Source organism: Foetidibacter luteolus, assembly GCF_009650435.1.
GTDB lineage: Bacteria > Bacteroidota > Bacteroidia > Chitinophagales > Chitinophagaceae > Foetidibacter > Foetidibacter luteolus.
The window spans coordinates 1-15935 of sequence record NZ_VVIP01000093.1; the positions used below are offsets into that span (position 1 = coordinate 1).

Below are 15935 nucleotides of genomic sequence, written 5' to 3' on the forward strand. Positions count from 1 at the left end.
TCTGAAGAGTATCAATAAGGAACTGTTCTACTACAGCGAAAGGCTGAAGGAATACAAAGCCCTTATCAAAGACCGCAAGAAGCTGGAAGAAAAAGCCATTGCCACCATAAGAGAGATACCCGCCTTCAAATCATTTTTCCAGAAAAACAGCTACCTGTCGCAGTTGTTCCGGTTACCGGGTTCATCCCTCCCCTCCGTTGGAGGGGCCGGGGGAGGTCTTGCCGGCTTGCAAACCCGTGCCCAAGTGCAGCAACAGCTACAACAGGTATTGGGCGGTGCGGCGGGTCTCTCCCCAGCAGGGGGAGCCGGAGGGGGTATTATCCAACAACAGGTACAGGCCGCACAAGGCCAGCTTAACCAGTTAAAAGACAAACTTAACAAACTGGGCGGCGGCAGCAGCGATGATGCCATGCCGGATTTTAAGCCCAACGGTCAAAAGACTAAAAGCTTCCTCAAGCGCATAGAACACCAACTGAGCATACAAACCAGCGGTACTACTAATTACCTGCCTGCCACTATGGACATGGCCTTAATGGTGGGCTACAAACTAAGTGATAAGATATCCTTTGGCGTAGGCAGTGGTTACAAGCTGGGCCTGGGCCGTGGCTGGAAACATATCAGCCTCAGCCACCAGGGTGTCTCCATAAGAAGTTACCTGGATGTTAAAGCCAAGGGGAGCATTTGGTTAAGCGGCGGCTTTGAATACCAGTACCTCAAAGAGTTTGAAAACTTCCGCCAGATAAAGAACATGGATTTGTGGCAGCGCAGTGCCTTATTCGGCATCACGAAAAAGTATAAGATTGGCAAGAAGAAAGAGGGTCGTATGCAGTTGCTATTTGACACATTAGCTGGTCAACAGGTGCCGAGAGGGCAGTCGCTGAAGTTTAGGGTGGGATGGGGGTTGTGAGTAACCAAACTTTTCAATTAAACCGAAAACAATACAATCAAAAAATAAAAGCGATATCATGTACAAATTAATGTTTTCCGCAATGTTGTTTTGCACAATAGGAACAACAGGGATTTTTGGCCAGAATACTTTTCCCTCAACAGGAAATGTTGGCATCGGAACAACAAGCCCGTCGGAAGCTTTACAGGTAAATGGCAATATTTCCCTTAGTTCATTTGGGCAGTTAAAATCAAGCCGTTTCTATTGGCAAGCCACACCTAATCCATTAGCTGCAAATGCAAGAGGAATTATCGGGAATAATCTTATATGGAATGAGGCTAATGGAACGTGGAAGGTACCTTCCGGGGGATCAAGCATAGATTTCGGTATAATCCGTTTCCAGGCAAGTGGGCATATCAGCTTCTTTAACAGGCCAATACCTCCAGAAAATCCAATTGATCCAGTAGATGCTTATGTTGATCTAACCGATGCTCAATTAGAAAAATACCGACGGTTGACTATAACCAATGTTGGAAAAGTAGGTATCGGCACTTCAACTCCATCCGATATGCTGCATGTTATCGGTTCCATATCTTCAAACACTTCTTCATCCGCTACAAACAACTCAATCATTATCAATGGCGGTAATACTAATACAGCGGCTTCTGCTAATACCAACAGGCTGCGTTTTGGCGGAGCGGATGTCAATGCCAATTACTTTACCATCCAGGGGCCATCTAATGTAGATATGATAACCGTTAATAATGGTAATGTGGGCATAGGAATAAATAATCCCTCTCAAAAACTTCACGTGAGTGGGAATATATTAGCAAGCGGACAAGTGCTTGTTGGCTCTGTGAGCGGCTCTCCTGATTTGTCTGCCTACAAACTCGCTGTAAACGGTTCTGCAATTTTTACAAAGGCAGTAGTAAAAGAATACGCCAACTGGCCTGACTATGTTTTTGATAAAAATTATAACCTGATGCCGCTTGACAAAGTGGAGGCCTTTATTCAGCAAAATAAACATTTGCCGGGTGTGCTGTCTGCTAAAGAAGTGTCAGAGAAAGGGCTTGATTTAGGGAATACACAGACTATTCTTTTAAAGAAAATAGAAGAACTGACATTATATAGTATCCAGCAAGAAAAGGAAATTACCGACTTAAAAAGCCAAGTACAAAAGCTGATTAAATTAATAGAAGAAAAAAGATAGCTATAGTGGTTAAGTAGTAATACTGTAATCTCCCCTTCCTGCTCGTGAACGTAAAGCCGATTTATGTCCAATTAATTTAAATATAAATCGGCTTAAAATATTGATTTGCAACTGTTAAAGCGGTTGATAAAAAATTCAAAGATGAAACTGATCATTTCTTTCTTATTAACATTTTTCTCAGCAACAATTCTTGCACAGGATGATAAACCCTGGTTAGAAGTTTCTAAAACGGAATTTAAAGCAAAGCAGGTTATACCACCTTCGCCAGATGCAGCAGAACTCGGCAAGTATGGGAATGTACCTGTCAGCCTCTTTACTGGAACTCCAAATATCAGCATACCGTTGATGGAACTAAAAGGGCGCTTGGTGTCATTACCGGTATCTCTTAATTATAACGCTACAGGATTTAAGCCCGAAGAAATAGCATCATGGGTTGGCTTGGGGTGGACACTAAATGCAGGGGGTGTCATTACTCGTTCAGTTTTAGGTAATCCTGATATTGCAAACAATTATTTTACTAATCCATCACCATTCGAAAGGCCATTGGCAACTGATGTTTTTGGCATGAATCAATATTACACAGAATTACGGGACGGACTTAAGGAGACTCAGCCAGATACTTATTATTTCAATTTTATGGGCCGTAGCGGAAAATTTATAATTAACCCTGATGGAACGATTGCTAAGAAAGAAAAAGACATGTTGGCTATTTCGCATTGCATCACTTGCGAAAATAGCAGCTTCACCATTATTGACGAGCAAGGAACTAAATATACGTTTGCAGAACGTGAAACAACCCGAATAACCCCAAGCGATGATATTGGGGCAGATCAACTTTACTTTAATTTTACTTCTTCCTGGTATTTGAGTAGCGTAGAATCTTCCAATGGAAAAGAAAAAATTCTATTCACTTATCACTCACCCGCTGCCGAACAAAATACTTCTGTTCACGAATTAAAAAATCAAGCCCAGGTAAACACCTACAAAATTTCGTCTTGTCATATATTAAATGAGTTAAATCCTGAATTAAGGCTTTCCCGGGAAATGAGCTATTCTTCCAGTCCCTTTACTTATATTAAAAGAAAATTTCTGCAATCAGTCAATCTAACCAAAGATGGGATATCTGTCGGATACCTTGATTTTGAATCATTAGCCGATTCCAGAACTGATTTGAGGGAAGCAGACTTTTCGGGGGAAAGGGTTTTGAAGAAGGTAAAATTATATAGTGCTGCCGGTGGTATAAATAAGCTGATAAAGCAGTTCGATCTTACCCAGGGATATTTTGGTAGTGGAAACACCCAAATACTTAGGCTGGAGAGTTTAAAAGAGACTGCGGTAGATGCAAGTACAACCGCGAAACCGCCATACCAGTTTGATTACGAGAATGGGGCTACCATTCCAAAAAGATTTACTGCAGGTGTTGACCATTGGGGCTTTTATAACGGGACTTCTAATGCCATTAATGGGGTTGAAACCCTTATTCCCGAATTCACAGTTACCGATCCCGCTTACGGAATTCTACCCGGTATTTATGGGCGGGCTGCCAATCGCAATGCAGATTTTACAGGGTCTGTTACAACTGTCCTTAGAAAAATTGTTTATCCAACAGGCGGATACACTTCATTTGAGTATGAATCCCATGATTTTAATAATGAAGAGCTTCCTTACGATAATAAGCTTGGAGGAATTCGGGTGAAAACAATCACTGATTATTCTTTCGAGACCAATAAAGCAACTGTAAAAAATTATGAGTATAAAACAGATGATGGTAAGTCAAGCGGCAAAACAGGCGAAAAACCAAAGTATGAAACTTTTTCAGCTTATGATTTCTATACACTAGGTTGTTGGAAACAGATATGTGCACGTAAAACGAGCCCTGATCAACCTGATTTGGATATCAACTGTTTTAATTACTCTCTGTACACATTGACGCTTTCGGCGACACCTGTGTTTGGATTGGGAACTGTGCAGGGAAGTCATATTGGTTATACAAGAGTAGTTGAATACCAAAACGACGCAATAACAGGGGAAGCATTGGGTAAAACTGTATATAAGTACAAAGTGGTCGGTTTTCATCAATATGATGACGATATTAATAATGGCAACCTGCTTGAGCAGGAGCTTTATGATAATGAGGGAAAGTTATTGAAGCACATTATTAATGAGTATTCTTCATCACTTAATGGCAACGTGGTTACAATTAGAAAGATTACCCCAAAATATAGGCAAGATAATAAAACTATTATTTGCAAAAAGAGCGAAACTGAATATGTAAATTATGCGACTTATCAAAGCAGTTTATGCACAACCGAAAGGCGTATCCTACCTCGAGGTACTCAATACATGATTGAGGATTATGGCATAGCCCCACAACAGAAGCTCATGTCCAAGCAAACGGAAATACTTTACGATGCAACCTCCGGATCGTATCTGACAAGTGTAAAAGAGTTTGACTATGGCAATCCTAATCATATTTATCCAACTTTAATCACACAAACTGCAAACAATAATGAAATTGTGGTTACATCTGTAAAATATACGGGTGATTACAACGCCAGTGGATCTACAGGGGCGGCAGCCAGTATCAGCTCATTGGTGAATAAAAACATCAAAGGTGCTGAAGTTGAAAAGCTGCAATACCGGGAAAATATAAGTGGGGGTAACAGGCGCTATATTAATGGTTCTATAACTACTTACGAGCCGGATGCCGCATTGCCCAAAAGTATTATGCGATTGGAAATACAAGCACCGCTTTCCAGCATCACATCTTCATCTGTGAACGGTGGAGCATTTACTTACGATAACCGGTATAAAGATATTGCTGTGTTTGGGTATGACAATAATGGAAACATTAATAGTCAATCTAAAAAAGATGACGCTATTACTTCATATCTGTGGGATGCAAGTGGCAGTTATCCCATTGCGACTGTACTCAATTCTGATGCTAATTCAATCCTCTATAGCAGTTTTGAGCTAAATGAGTCCGCGTTTTCATGGCTTTTGGACCAGGTTAGTTTCAACACCTCATATTCAGTAACTGGGAAACGCTCTTGTGTATTTGTTTCAGGTTCAAAAGTTTATAAATTGTATTCAAATCCTTTACCGCTTAAGCTAAAGCTATCTTACTGGTCCCGGAATGGTGCTGTAGCAGTTAAACGTAATGGTGCCTCAGTTTCTAGCACTCAACTTGGTGCCGCACATATGGGATGGATGTATTATGAGCATTTGCTGCCTGCAGGGACACTTAGTATTGAATTGTCTTCGGCAAACGCGACGATTGATGAATTACGACTTTACCCTGAAAATGCCCAGATGACAACTTTTACTTATGAACCAATGGTTGGCGTTAATAGCCAGTGTGATGTAGTAAACAGGATAACAAAATACGATTACGACGGATACAACAGATTGGTCAATGTAATAGACGACAATGGAAATATTTTGAAAAACTATGTTTACAACTATGGATTGGGAAGTGCTTTAACCCCATCGACGCAATCACTTTTTTACAGCCCTAGAAAATATCAAAATTTTACAAGAAACACAGCTTGTCCTGTAGGGGCTTCTCCCCAAACAGTAACTTATGTGGTTCCATTTGGTAAATATGTTTCAACAACATCTGCTAATGCACTCGCAAAAGCACAACAGGATATTGTGGATAATGGTCAGAATTATGCCAATCAGTTTCCATGCCTTTACTACAATACAGCTAAAACAATAAAACTGCAAAGAAATAACTGTATTGAGGACGTGCAAGGCATTGGGTTGTTTTACAATTTTTATTTGGCTGCTGGGGTAGTAAGTGCCGGCTCTCCTGAAGAATTGGCCATTGCTGAACAAAACTATATCAATACTATTGGTCAAAATACGGCAAACGAAAACGCAGGGTGCTCCTGTCTCGCCGAAAACAAGAAAATCGTTAATGGAAGCTGTGAAATAAGCTCCAGCAAAGTTTATGTAGGAAGTTCTTATGCCAACGGGATATATACATGCAGCTATCGATATGTATTTACCGACGGGACAGCGAGTGCAGTTTATACAGAAACAAGTACCACTCCTTGCCCACAAAGTAACTAACCCTTTCAAAACTCAATGATGAAAAACTATTGTATAGTAACACTGATAATCTTGTATTCAATTCTTTCGGCAAACAGCCTTTACGGCCAGTTAAGTTCAGATAGGAACTATGTTTCAAAAACTGAAATCAAGCAGCCGGGTATTCAAACGCAAGCGGCTGTTGACGCTCTTGCGCCATTGGGGAAAAATCTGCAGGTAGCTTATTTTGATGGCTTGGGAAGACCATTACAGCAAGTAATCTGGCGTGGCAATCCAAATGGTAAGGATATTATTACACCGATAGAATTTGATGGCTACGGCAGGCAGGTAAAACAATTCCTGCCTTATGTGGATGTGGCAGGCACGGCTTACGGAAGCCTTCGAACTGGAGCTTACGCTGCGCAATCAACATTTTACAGCCCAACTAATACTTCTGTTTCCGTCGCAAGGGATGAAAATCCTTACAGCCAGATTTTTATGGAGTTCTCACCCTTAAGCCGCCCGTTGGAAAATGGGGCGCCAGGCAAAACCTGGCAACCGGGTAGTGGGCGCACGATAAGATCTGTTCAGTCGCTCAATACAATAGCCGACGATGTGAAAATATGGAAGGTTACAAACATTGCAGGTGCCTTTGGAAGCTATGCAGTAACCGGTGCTTTTGTTGCCTCAGACCTTTTAAAAACGATTGTGAATGATGAGGCTGGAAAGCAGGTAATAGAATTTAAAGACAGGGAGGGAAAGGTGCTTCTTAAGAAAGTACAGTTAACTGCTGCTGCGGATAATGGTACAGGTAGCGGTTATCCAGGATGGCTTTGCACCTATTATATCTACGATGATTTTAATAACCTCCGCTGTGTGGTGCAACCCCGTGGCGTTGAATTGCTGATTGAGAACAACTGGAACATTACTGCCCTAAGCAATGATATCCTGGATGAGCAATGTTTTCGTTATGAGTATGATGAGCGGCAGCGGATGATTACCAAAAAAGTTCCAGGCGCCGGTGAGATTTATATGGTGTACGATAAAAGGGACAGGCTGGTATTTACGCAGGATGCTAAAATGCGCCCACAAAACCAGTGGATGTACACACTGTATGATGAAATCAACCGGCCGGTGGAAACGGGCATGATGGTTTACAACAGTACTGTATCCAATCTGAGGGCGCATGTAAACTCTGTAAATACAGGTACACAAACAGGGAATGTTACCGGCAGCAATGTGGATGGCACTGTTCCTATTCTTGTTTTGAAAGAAAGGGATCCGGTTGTTGTTTCTTATACAGCCACATTATCCATTGAAATTTTGCCAGGATTTGAAAGTGAGAGCGGGGCTTCATTTGAAGCCAAAATTGTCCCGGCTTCAGGCAGCAGTTTCAGCAGCCCGCAGTCTGTTCATAACAAGCCCTTTCCCGGTGGAGTAACTTATAATGCCTTAACTTATACATTTTACGACAACTATAACTGGACAACCCGTGCTTACAGCACAGCAGACAATGGCAAACTGGATGCCGGAACAAACCCTTATGCGGAAGCACTGCCTGCCGCGGCCAACATGGTTTTAACCGGTGCTGTTACAGGCACAAGGGTAAGGGTGATAGAAGACCCTGCTAATCTCGCCCAGGGCAAGTGGATGGAATCTGTGAGCTTTTATGATGAGAAAATGCGGATCATCCAGGTGCAAAATGTGAATGTAACAGGTGGGGTAGATATCACGACTTCTCTCTATGATTTTTCGGGGAAAGTGCTCTCTATTTTCATCAACCATGAGAAAAAAGGCGGCACTACCAAGAACTATGCAGTAGCAACCCGTACCAGTTATGATAACATGGGCCGTCCGCTTAAAACGGAAAAGAAGCTGAACAATACGGGTAGCTGGAAAACCATAGCTGTAATGACTTATGATGAACTTGGCCAACTGAAAACCAAGAAGCTAGGTACAAATCCACAAAGCACATCCCAGCCGCTGGAAACATTGACGTTTGATTACAATATCCGCGGGTGGATGCTAGGCATGAACCGGGACTATGCCAAAACTGTTAATAGCACCAGCAATTATTTTGGTTTTGACCTGGGCTACGATCAAACAGCCATCAAGCCGGCTTCGGGCACACAGCTTGGCACTTATGCAACCGCGGCTTACAACGGAAATATCAGCGGCTCAGTTTGGAAAAGCACTGGTGATGACCAGGTACGAAAATTCGATTATACCTACGATGCCGCCAACCGTTTGAAAACCGCTCCATTCAGGCAATACAATGCAACCAACAGCGCATTCGACCTGAGCGCCGGCATTGATTTTTCCGTTAGTAACCTTAACTATGATGCCAATGGCAACATAACCTCCATGACGCAACGTGGCGTAAAGGTGAACAGCAGCAGCAATGTTGACCAGTTAACCTATACTTACCTGCCCAACAGCAACAAATTGCAGAATGTAATAGATACCGTGAACGTGGTGGGAACAAAGCTGGGGGATTTCAGGGCATCGTCAGCATACATGAGTGCATTGGGCGGTACAAAAACAACGGCGGCGGTAGATTACACCTATGACGTAAATGGCAACATGAATGCCGACAAGAACAAAGATATCAGCGGTATTGCCTATAACCACCTGAACCTGCCTTATACGGTTACCGTAACTGGTAAAGGAACCATTAAATACATCTATGATGCCACTGGTGCCAAGTTGAAGAAAATTGTGCAGGAGACCGGTAAGCCGGATAAGACCACCCTTTACCTGTTTGGTATATATGAAGATGATGCTTTGCAGTTTTTACCACAGGAAGAAGGCCGGATAAGAAGGAAGGAAGACGGCAGCTTTGTGTATGACTTTATGCTGAAAGACCATTTGGGTAATGTGCGTATGGTGCTTACGGAAGAACAGCAAACCGATGCCTACCCGGCAGCATCGCTGGAAACAGCTACTGTCAACGATGAAAAAACATATTACAGCATACCTGACGATGCCTCAGTACGAGTAAATAAAAGCACCGTATCTGGTTATCCTTCAGACGCTTACACTAACCCCAATGATTTTATCCATAAACTCAAGGGTGATGCCACCAAAATAGGCAGCAGCATGGTGGTGAAGGTAATGGCTGGCGATAAAGTAAATATACATGCCAGTAGCTGGTGGAAAAGCAACGGAACCGCCCCTAATCCCAACAATGTATCTAACGCTTTAACGGATATAATAACGGCCCTTACTACCGGCATACCGGCTGCACCCGGCAGCAAAGTAGCCACAGGGCAGTTAACCAGTACGATATTAAACCCTGCCGTAGCAGACCTGCTGGATGACCGGAACAACAACAATTTTGTTACCAGCCGCCCCAAAGCGTACCTAAACTGGGTATTATTGGATGAGCAGTTTAAACCTGTGATTACCAACGACGGTAAAAACAGCGGTTTTGAACAGGTAGGAACAGATAACCAGTTTACACCACATAACAAGGCTGGTATTGAACTAACGAAGAACGGTTACCTTTATGTGTACGTAAGCAACGAAAGCACGGATACCTACGTTTATTTTGATAACCTGCAGGTAACACATGTAAGAGGGCAAATACTGGAGGAGACACATTATTATCCATTCGGGCTCACTATGGCGGGAATTAGTTCTAAATCAGCTGGCAAACTTGACAATAAATTTGAGTATAATGGCAAAGAAAAGCAGGAGAAAGAATTTAGTGATGGAAGTGGGTTGGATTGGTATGATTATGGAGCAAGAATGTATGATGCGCAAATTGGTAGATGGAATACAATTGATCCTGCGGCAGACTCTATGAGGAGATGGAGTCCTTATAATTATGCTTTTAATAATCCAATGAGGTTTATTGATCCAGACGGAATGACTCCTGATGATATTATCCCATTACCCAAACCTGTTCATAATGTTAACTTGGTTAGTATAGATCCTGCAGAATTGGCCGATCAGTTTGGAAACAAGATCATACAGTTAACGGATGGTAAGCTTAGTGATTTGTCAATAGAAGGTAATCCGATTGATTTTATTATTAGAGCTATGCTAATGGGAGGCGGTACTACTGATGATTTTGAAATACCGGATTGGGGAAAAAATGAAACATTAAAAATAGAGGTAAATGCCTATTACGAAGATGGAAGTTTAAAAAAGGACGGAACTATAAACACAGAAACTCAAAAAGAATCATCGGAGGATAAGGGAAAAACAAAAAATAATGATGCTGTGGTGAAAGTGGAAGGCAATAAAGGCAAAGTAAAGGCATCTGGTGAGGTGTCGACTAAAAAAGGAAAAACCACCAGTACTTCTTACAAAGAGACAACAAATACTAATCAAAAAGAAAAAAGATATAACGGAACCCTAGTGTTTGTAGTGAAAATAACTATACAATATAATGGACTTCTTGATGGTGGCAAAGCAAGGAGTACAACATTTACAGTTTCCACGCCGGGGTCATTTTCCACTCCTTTAAACCTCAAAACAGGCAAAGATAAATGATGATTTAATTATGAAAATAAATAGTAGAATTTGGAAACTAATAATTTTTGCTATTGTCAGTTGCGTCATATATTTCTCTTTCAAGTTATTTGACAATATGTTTGCTGTTGATTCTATTAGTAATAGTTATTTTATTCGGTATCAGTTTTTTGAGAGTGGATTTTTTAAATTAATGGGCTGTTATTCCGCTTTTTGGGGGATAATATGCGTAAAATTAGCGTGCGCAAAAATTAAGGAAAGTGATGTTCGTGAAGAAAAGTTGATGTTAACATCCTTTTTATTCAGTTCTATTATTACTTCTATACCCTTGCTGGTTTCGGGCATTTTTGGATTTAGACTTGTAGGCTTAGTAATTATTTTGATTGGTGCATATATGTATGTCTTAAACATTTATATGAAAAGTACAAAATAAGGTAAATATCTTCCTGCCGCCGTGGGTGTTAATAAGCTGCAATTTTACAGCAGGTGTTCTTGCCTGCCCGTGTAATGTTAAGGGGAGTTTTATCCCCCCTGCGGGCAAACCCCCATAGCAATCCCACCGCCCAATGGCTGCCGGATGGAAATGAAAACCCCGCTGAGGGTTTGGGCGTATGGTCTTGCGGCGGAGTTGCAATGAACAGCCGGGACAGGAGCCAAATAGTTTTCCAGGTGATGAAAGCCCCAAAATAAGCGTATTTCAAGCAGGTGAAAAAAGGGGCATAAACCTCCAGCAGTCACTAACAAGCACAATGTAAATGGCGGTAGTGGAAACAAAAATCCGGTATATTCTTTTTTTAGTGTTACTAACAACTGTGGGATGTAGCCATGGTTATATAAAAAGCAGGTACCCAATCCCCGGTAAATCATTAGCTAAACTACAGGTTAAATATCAACAGAGGTATGGATATTTGGATGTTCCGATAGATACTGTTATTGTTGATAAGACCCTCTGCAGAATCTATAAAAGGGGGTTCTGCATAAAATTGGAAATTTATCCATCAGTAAAAGAACAGGTTATTGGTTTTACTTTAATGATTCCCTGGATGTAGATTATATCGTAAAATATTCGAAGCACGATGTTGACTCTTTTCATCATCCATTTTCTATCGTCCATAAAAGATGGCTGTTTTAGTTAAATTGTACTTCACCTCACCCACCTTTCCCCCTCCGCCACTGCACCAGTCCCCCAAACAGCAACACCAGCGCAATACTCCCGCCGATATTCACCAACTGCCACAAACCGCGTTGTTCAGCTACTTTGGTTTTGTTCAGCAGGCGCAGCGTAAAATCTTTTACTTTGTAGGCAACAGCATTGTAATCGTTAACAACTTGCAGGGCCATGTTGCGCCAGGATGATAAGAAAAGTGATACGTGGGGAACACACACTAGGGCTTAGGGGTACGATAACCCATTTTTCCGTGCTTCCGTGGCTATGCTCCACAAAGTTTCTGGCGCCAAAGGCGGCAGAAACAAAAGTTACATGGTGGGAAAAGTAAATAAGTACCCATTAGTTAAGGGCAAAGTACTATGCTTCGCGTCACCCCTCTCCACTGCGTGGAGAGGGGCCGGGGGTGAGGTCACTCCCACCTCATGGAGAGGGGCCGGGGGTGAGGTACAAAAAACGGCATCCCCGTTAAGGAATGCCGTTACAAAAGTTATTGTAAATAAGTGAGTTTATTGCGCTTTTACCAGTTTTATCGTTCTGCTGCCGGAACCACCGATAACGCTTAGGCTATAGTTGCCCATGCTGAGGTTGCCGGTGTTAATGGTCCTGGTATTTAAACCTTTCTGCAACACAGTGGAAAGCTGGTAGAGTATTTTGCCGTTGGCATCTGTAATGCGCAGGGCTACCTTCTCTTCTTTGGGGTGGTTTATTTTAACCACTGCGCTTGACCTTACCGGGTTGGGCGTTACGATAAAGGCGCCTTCCTGCAATGCCACCAGCACATTACGTACCGGGCTGGCCGAGCGTTTACCATCTTTATCCACCTGTGCTATCTGGTAGTAGATATAACCGTCAGATTTTTGCTTCGCCACGCCTTCGTCTGTAAAGCTGTAACGCTGCATGCCTGCGCCTTTGCTGGAAACCTGCGCAACGGGGCTGAATTTTGTGCCATCCAGGCTGCGCATTACTTCAAAATATTTGTTGTTCTTTTCTTCTGCTGTCCAGTCAAGAACAGCGCTGCTGTTTTTGAGGGAGGCGGTGAAAGAAAGCCATTTAACGGGAAGAAGGATGCCATCAACAGGAGCGTAGGAATAACCGGCGTAGCTATTGCCATCGTTTACAGATCCATCACCGAAAAACTGATTTACACTCGTCACATCTGTTCCGCCAATTGCCATATAACAATTATATTGGCCGGGGCTTGTTCCGCCTGTCCCTCCATTGGGTATTTGCAGCAACCTAACTTGATTAGCAGTAGCTGGGCCATCAGCAAACTGTATTTCAAGTACATTGTATTCCTGACCTGCCGTGTAAGTTTCACTTGGTTGAGAAGCACCAGCTACTCCATCAAAGGTATAAACATACATATCTCCATCAGTTGTTGTTTCGGTAGATTCATAAGGCGCTGGATACGCTATCTGCCCCGCGCCACCATAATAGTTTTGCAATATTGAAGCAGTCGGTTTGGAAGATACAGACGCTAATACGCCAACGGTTAGCTGCATACTTGATATTTGGCCTGTGGTAGTAGTTCCTGGCTTAAAAACAATAAGAACTGAATTGTTCTTGCTCCCTTTTTTAATTCCGAACTGAAAGTCCTGGGCCTTAAGCTGAATCAAGCCCCCAAAAACAAGTAATAAGATTGCGTAAAAATGTTTCATAAGTAAATCTATTTTTCTTTTGATTCTGTCAATAATTATTATGGTAAATCATTGCACTCTTGAAATGATCAGTTCGGGAGAGCCTGGGTTCTAACCTGTCCGGCTACACCTCCCAAAATGCTGGCTAACAAATAATCCCTGTCATTAGCGGGGCCAGTGTATCTTACGGTCCTGTTGAAATTTAGGTCCCCCTGACTATAAACATTGTTTATTACAGTTCCCTGTACCCCGCTTAGAATTGTAGCGAGCATGTAATCTCTGTCGTTAGCTGGGCCTGTGTATTTTGATTGAGTATTAAAATTCGCATTACCCGCCCACAATACATTCTTCGCATTCACAATATTATAAGCTGTATTCGTTCCAAAAATTTGCGCATCTGTAGCCGCTGTAAAATCAAAAGTATTTCCGGCAGATGGATTAGATACGCTGAGTGTTTTGGTATAGGTGGCCCTGTCTGCAGCTATACCCAGATGGTTGCGGTGCCTTACGGCAACTATGTAGCTGGCCCCATCAAAGTTTTTAAAGAATACGGGGCTTTTGCCATCCACATCAACAATATCGCCATCCCGTTGTAGCAAAGCGCTTCTTGTGGCCAGTACCGTATTGCCAGGTGAGGCATTGGTATTCCTCAATTCCAGGAACACCCAGTCAACTATGTTGTCACCAACTGTAGCATTGGTATTAAACACAGCCGCATCCGCCGTTTCGGCTACTGTATTGTTTACATGGGAAAACTGTGTGCTGTAAGGTGCAGACCTGTAAGGGTCTGTAAGGGGTATCAGGTTGGTGGGTGTTCTCAAAGCGTCGGTCATCATGCCGGTACCGCTGTTGTAAGCACCCTGCAAAAAAGCCTTGGCTTTTACCAGTACAAATTTGTTCATGGCATATAGCTCCGCATTATTGGCCACGCCGTTGTAGGTAGCGGTGTTGGCTGCCGCACTGATGCTGCTGTTGGCAAGCGACCAATCAGTGCCGTTCCAGCGTATGGCATTCAACTGCGCTTCAGCGCCGGTAATGCTGCCGGCATCCACATAAGTGGCTACAGCGTTTAACGTGCCACCGGTAACACCGCTAACACTGGCTTTCCAGTAGCTCTTCAGGTAATCCTCCGCCCTTATGGGTTTTGAAGGATGTGCCGCGTTTACCGCCTGCACACCCAATACCGCATTGCTTAATGTGGGGCTGCCACTTAACTGGTACTGAAAAGGCGTATAGTTGTTGCCCGCACCTACAGGAAGGCTGTAGTTGCCAATGGCTGTAATTTCTTTCTTCAAAAAACCGGTTCCGTTGGTTTCCACAAATTTGCCGGCGCCGGCGCCAGCCACGGTAACGGTGTTGCCCAGCGTAAAATCAAAATTACCCAGGCGCAGTTTACCTGTAGTAAAAGTTAGGGAACTACCCACTTTTACAGCGCCGGTAAGCGCTACATTGGCGGCATTGTCAATTTCAAGATTAGGAATGGCCTTGCCATTCATGTTAAGGTTTTGAGCGGCGGCGCCTTTCATAACAATTTTACCGGTGCCCTGTATGTCAGCATTGCTGGTAAGGCTTCCTTGTATGGTTACTACGCTGCCAGGCTCAAGAAAAAGCGTGGCGCCGCTTTCAATATTTAACTGGGCTTTTACGCCGCTGGCAAGCAGCAGCAGAAACAGGGTGTAAAGGTTTTTTTTCATTTCAAAACAAATTTAGTTTTAGTATGGTCCGGCTGGGTTGTGCAATATCCGCATATTTAATCAATCCCTGCAATTAATTTTCGGGTACAGCAGTCCATTGGCTGCGTGTTTTTACCAACGGTGCATAGGCCAGCACAAACGCAGTGATAAGATAATCAGCTTTTGGTATTGCTGCAAATTTTTCCGGTGATTTACATTAAAAATCGACAAGCGACGGCCGGTGGCTGCACAGGATGAAGGATTTATGTGCCCGCTGCCTTTAGGCGTTACCGCCCGGCAGCTTTATTATGTGCCTATTAAAAATACAGCGTTTTCGCTACCAACCCCCGGTTCATTGATTAACCGGCCGCTTTGGGGCATTTTCTGCGGCGGATAATGAAAATAGTGCGAAGGGGCGTGGGATGTGAAAGCCGGTTACAGGTTGCAGGTAGCTGGTTGCCGGTCTGTTGGTGTGTAAATCCCGCGTTTAATAATGATTTACATAAAAAGTACTTCGCACTTCTACTCTCATACTTTGATTTTGGGGGTGCCCCTCGTGCCTCGGGCCGGGCTTTCCGCTATTACTCCGGCACAAAAGCCCTGCTGCCATGGCCTCACCGGGGTAACCGCTTCAATCCCTCACCCGAAAGAAGGTTACCGGTTACAAGTTGCTGGTTGCCGGTCTGTTGATGTGTAAGCGGTTGAGGTTTTTTAGGGAGGGTGATGTGCAAGTGCCGCACTGCGGCAGAGCCGCAAACATTGAACATTAAACAAAAGAACATTAAACAATCAAAGCCCCGTAGGGGCGGCATGTTAGTAGATAAGAAAAGAGACGATTTGCCAAGAG

7 protein-coding genes and 1 pseudogene are annotated in these 15935 nt (G+C 43.1%); 5 read left to right on the forward strand and 3 right to left on the reverse strand.

The window, feature by feature from the left end; genetic code table 11:
- The 5 genes and pseudogenes from F0364_RS29110 to F0364_RS27655 form a co-directional block, all read left to right on the forward strand.
- Positions 1–907: pseudogene (locus tag F0364_RS29110) on the forward strand (hypothetical protein); the annotation flags it as partial.
- 58 nt (positions 908–965) lie between these two features.
- Positions 966–2096 (forward strand): hypothetical protein, encoded by a 1131-nt coding sequence (locus F0364_RS27640; protein WP_153801065.1) that lies wholly within the window; start codon positions 966–968, stop codon positions 2094–2096.
- A 141-nt stretch (positions 2097–2237) separates the two neighbouring features.
- Complete coding sequence (locus F0364_RS27645) at positions 2238–6173, forward strand: DUF5977 domain-containing protein (RefSeq protein ID WP_153801066.1); 3936 nt, start codon at positions 2238–2240, stop codon at positions 6171–6173.
- A gap of 51 nt (positions 6174–6224) precedes the next feature.
- The gene (locus F0364_RS27650; RefSeq protein ID WP_207632917.1) at positions 6225–10631 is read left to right on the forward strand and encodes a DUF6443 domain-containing protein; all 4407 of its coding nucleotides are present in this window, start codon (positions 6225–6227) and stop codon (positions 10629–10631) included.
- A gap of 10 nt (positions 10632–10641) precedes the next feature.
- The gene (locus F0364_RS27655) at positions 10642–11043 is read left to right on the forward strand and encodes a hypothetical protein (RefSeq protein ID WP_153801068.1); all 402 of its coding nucleotides are present in this window, start codon (positions 10642–10644) and stop codon (positions 11041–11043) included.
- A 716-nt stretch (positions 11044–11759) separates the two neighbouring features.
- On the opposite strand, the gene F0364_RS27660 is transcribed toward F0364_RS27655, so the two are convergent.
- The 3 genes from F0364_RS27660 to F0364_RS27670 form a co-directional block, all read right to left on the reverse strand.
- The gene (locus F0364_RS27660) at positions 11760–11951 is read right to left on the reverse strand and encodes a hypothetical protein (RefSeq protein WP_153801069.1); all 192 of its coding nucleotides are present in this window, start codon (positions 11949–11951) and stop codon (positions 11760–11762) included.
- Between the two features lie 333 nt (positions 11952–12284).
- Positions 12285–13280, reverse strand: coding sequence for a T9SS type A sorting domain-containing protein (locus F0364_RS27665; RefSeq protein WP_207632918.1), 996 nt, complete (start codon positions 13278–13280; stop codon positions 12285–12287).
- Between the two features lie 224 nt (positions 13281–13504).
- On the reverse strand, positions 13505–15109 hold the full coding sequence (locus tag F0364_RS27670) for a hypothetical protein (RefSeq protein ID WP_153801071.1): 1605 nt from the start codon (positions 15107–15109) through the stop codon (positions 13505–13507).
- Positions 15110–15935 lie beyond the last annotated feature (826 nt).

Excerpts from the sequence above, each read along its gene's own strand:
- F0364_RS27645 (WP_153801066.1), top strand. The coding sequence starts at position 2,238 with ATGAAACTGATCATTTCTTTCTTATTAACATTTTTCTCAGCAACAATT.
- F0364_RS27655 (WP_153801068.1), top strand. The coding sequence starts at position 10,642 with ATGAAAATAAATAGTAGAATTTGGAAACTAATAATTTTTGCTATTGTC.
- F0364_RS27640 (WP_153801065.1), top strand. The coding sequence starts at position 966 with ATGTACAAATTAATGTTTTCCGCAATGTTGTTTTGCACAATAGGAACA.
- F0364_RS27670 (WP_153801071.1), bottom strand. The coding sequence starts at position 15,109 with ATGAAAAAAAACCTTTACACCCTGTTTCTGCTGCTGCTTGCCAGCGGC.
- F0364_RS27665 (WP_207632918.1), bottom strand. The coding sequence starts at position 13,280 with ATGCAGCTAACCGTTGGCGTATTAGCGTCTGTATCTTCCAAACCGACT.
- F0364_RS27660 (WP_153801069.1), bottom strand. The coding sequence starts at position 11,951 with ATGGCCCTGCAAGTTGTTAACGATTACAATGCTGTTGCCTACAAAGTA.